The organism is Massilia sp. CT11-108, assembly GCF_047302915.1.
Taxonomy (GTDB): domain Bacteria; phylum Pseudomonadota; class Gammaproteobacteria; order Burkholderiales; family Burkholderiaceae_D; genus Telluria; species Telluria orientalis.
The window spans coordinates 1-3,218 of the sequence record NZ_JBKYMO010000576.1 but is presented as its reverse complement, the minus strand read 5'-3'; the positions used below and the strand labels follow the sequence as shown (position 1 = coordinate 3,218).

The 3,218-nt window shown below is 67.2% G+C and carries 1 protein-coding gene and 2 pseudogenes; all 3 read right to left on the bottom strand.

Annotated elements, in window-relative coordinates:
• A pseudogene (locus ACEN88_RS27680) lies at positions 1-914 on the bottom strand (hypothetical protein); the annotation flags it as partial.
• Between the two features lie 214 nt (positions 915-1,128).
• Complete coding sequence (gene pdeM, locus ACEN88_RS27675) at positions 1,129-1,794, bottom strand: ligase-associated DNA damage response endonuclease PdeM (RefSeq protein WP_413344805.1); 666 nt, start codon at positions 1,792-1,794, stop codon at positions 1,129-1,131.
• Positions 1,791-3,218 (bottom strand): annotated as a pseudogene (locus ACEN88_RS27670) (DNA ligase-associated DEXH box helicase); the annotation flags it as partial. The pseudogene ACEN88_RS27670 and the gene pdeM, both read right to left, overlap by 4 nt.

The window sequence follows — 3,218 nt, the reverse complement described above, 5'->3', positions numbered from 1 at the left end:
ACGGTGGCCGCCGTGCGTCCGCTGCCGCTGCCGACCTGGTTGCCGAGCAGGCCGCCCACCACGGCACCGGCACCGGTGCCCAGGTAGCTGCCGTCCCCGCTGACCTGCACGACGTTGACGGCTTCCACCGTCGCGCAATTCGTGCAGTAACGCGCCACGCGCGGCTGGTTATTCGGATTGAGGCCCTGGCCGTTGCCGCCCGCCATCAGCGGTTGTCCCAGCGTGGCCGTCGAATAACGGCCATTGGCGCGGATCGTGGCGGTGACGGCCGCATCCGGTGCGATACGGTCGTCGCGGCGGATCGTGTACAGGCCGCTGTACTCGCCCGGCCGCACTTCCGGCAGGAAGAAGATGCCGCGCGAACCGGCGATCTGCACCTCGACCTTGGCACCCGGCGTGCCGCGCACGGTGAATTTCAATTCGTTGCCCGGACCGAGATCGTCGCTGCCGCGCACGTCGAAGCGCTCCACATGCGGCATGTTGGACGCCGTGCGGTCGCCGCGGTCGTCACGGCCCGGTCCGCGCACGATCGATTCGGCCAGCAGGCGCGTCGTGACCATGTCGTTTACGCGCAGGTTCGCGGTGACGGCGCTGCCGGGGTTGATGCGGTCGTGCGTGCCGATCGTGTACGTGCCCTGGTAGGTACCCGGCGACGTTTCCTGCAGGGTCAGGTTGCGCGTGGCGCCATCGATGCGCAGGGTGGCATAGCCGCCCGGCGTGCCGTACAGGTCGAAGTTCAGTTCGGTGCCCGGTTCCAGGCGCCGCACTTCGTCCACGTTGAAACCATCGATGCGGGGTGCCAGCCGGGCCGCGCGCGGGTGATCCTGCGCTTGCACGGGCGTCGTCACGGTCATCGAGAGCAGAGGCAGCGCGGCTACGACGGCCGCGGCCAATGTCTGTCGGGTTGTTGCCATGGGGTCCTCCGACTTCGTCTTGTTGTCGATAAGACCAGCTTACGCCGCGCACTGGACGGGCTCGGTGCGATAGCGAACCTATCTCGGTGGAGAGACGGAAGCTGATGGCGATGCATGGCGAGCGCGGGCAAGGCGCGAGGAGGCCGCATGGTCAATCCATGCAACGACGAGCAACGCAGCACGAGCTCGTCAGGCGCGCCAGCAGCGACGTCGACTACCGAGATAGGTTCGCCTTAACGCTGTGCACGGCTTCCCCGGAGGTAATAAAAATGCGATCGCCCTCTTCTGGACGGATGGCGTGTCCACCGGTAAAAGATCCGAAAGACGGCAGGATCATCCGATCAGGACCTAAGACGAAGCACGGCAGCCGCAGGGCGTCGAAACGTGTCGCCAAGACATACACTGGATGCACGTGACCCGCCAGCACATAGCCGGGCGCGTCCAGGTCCGGGTGGTGGCAGAACGACAGCGGGCCGACCGTGTACGGCTCGTCGACGAGGTCGATGCCGAGCACGTCGGCCGGGTCGCCCGCATGCTTGTCGTGGTTGCCGCGCACGAGCGTCAGCACGAGGTCGCAGCGCCGCCGGCGCCATGTGAGCAGCGCGGCCTGCGTGCCCGCCGCGTGCGCCGCGCGCGCATGCAGGAAGTCGCCGAGGAACAGCACGTGGTTCGCACCGGTCGCATCGATGAGGGCATCGAGGGCGTCGAGGTTTTCCATCGTCGTCCCGCGCGGGACGGGGATGCCGAACGAGCGGAATGCGGCCGCCTTGCCGAAGTGAATGTCGGCGATGGCCAGCAGTTTTTCACGCGGCCAGAACACGGCTTTCTGCGGCAGCAGCACGAGCTGTTCTCCGGCAACGTCGACGGTGACGCCGCTCATGCCCCGGCCGCCTTTTCGAGCTCGCGCACCATGCGCGCGACGCGGTCCGCCAGCTTTTCCGTGCTGACCTTCTCGCGGAAGCGCTCGACCATCAGCGGAAAGCCGAACGGCGTCGCGCGCTTCACCTCGCGGAAGGCGATGCGGCGCGCATGCAGTTCGACGAGCGTGTCGCGCAGCCGCGTGAGTTCCAGTTCCTGCTCCAGCACTTCGCGCTCGGCCTGCGTGAGCAGCAGGTTGCCGCTGTCGTGCTTGCGGAAGACTTCGAAGAACAGCGACGACGACGCCTGCACCTGGCGCATGGATTTGTGCTGGCCCGGATAGCCCTGGAAGATGAGCCCCGCGATGCGCGCCACTTCGCGGAAGCGCTGCTGCGACAACTGCGTCGCGTTCAGGCTGTCCAGCACATCCTCGAGCAAATGCGACGTGTCGAACAGGCCGACGTCGGCGCCCGTCTCCGCATTGAACACGTTCGCCCAGTCGACCGCTTCGGGCGCCAGCAGTTCGAATCCGTAGTCGTTGACGGCGATGGAAAAGGTACTCGGCATGACGCGCCCCACGCGGTACGCGAACAGCGACGCGAGCCCGGTGTGCACCGCCCGTCCCGCGAACGGATACAGGAACAAATGATACCCCTCGCGGCTCTTCATGCTTTCCAGGACGAGCACGTCGCTGTCGGGCAGCGCCGACCAGCGCGCCTGGATCTCCAGCAGCGGCTGCAGCGCGCGCATTTCCGGCCCGTCGTAGATGCCCTCCCTGGCGAGCTTGAGTTCTTCCAGCGCCGCGTGCGCGAGCTCGGACGACAGCGGCATCTTGGTACCCATCCAGCGGCTGACGGCGCCGCGCGTCGAGTCCGAACGCTTCACGTACGCCGTCATCTCGTGCACGCGCACGAGTTCCAGGATGCGGCCGGAGAACAGGAAGCGGTCGCCCGGCTTCATGCGCCCGATGAACGATTCCTCCACGCTGCCGATGCGGCCGCCGCTCACGTACTTCACCTGCATCTGCGCATCCGACACGATGGTGCCGATCCCCATGCGGTGGCGCCTCCCGATCTTCACGTCGGGCACACGGTAGACGCCCTCCTCGTCCGGCAGCACGCGCTTGTACTCCGGATAGACCGTCAGGCTCTGGCCGCCGCGCGCAACGAAGTCCAGCGCCCACTGCCATTCCTGCGGCGCGAGGAGGCGGTACGACCACGCGCTTGTCACTTCCTCGTAAAACTCGTCGGACCGGAAGCCGCCGCCCAGCGCGACAGTGACGAGGTGCTGCACGAGCACGTCGAACGGCTTGTTCGGTACCTGCCGCGCTTCGATGCGGCGCGTCGCGACGGCGCGCTTGGCGCCGGCCGCTTCCAGCAATTCCAGGCTGTTCGTGGGCACGAGCGTCACGCGCGAGATGCGGCCCGGCGCGTGGCCGCTGCGGCC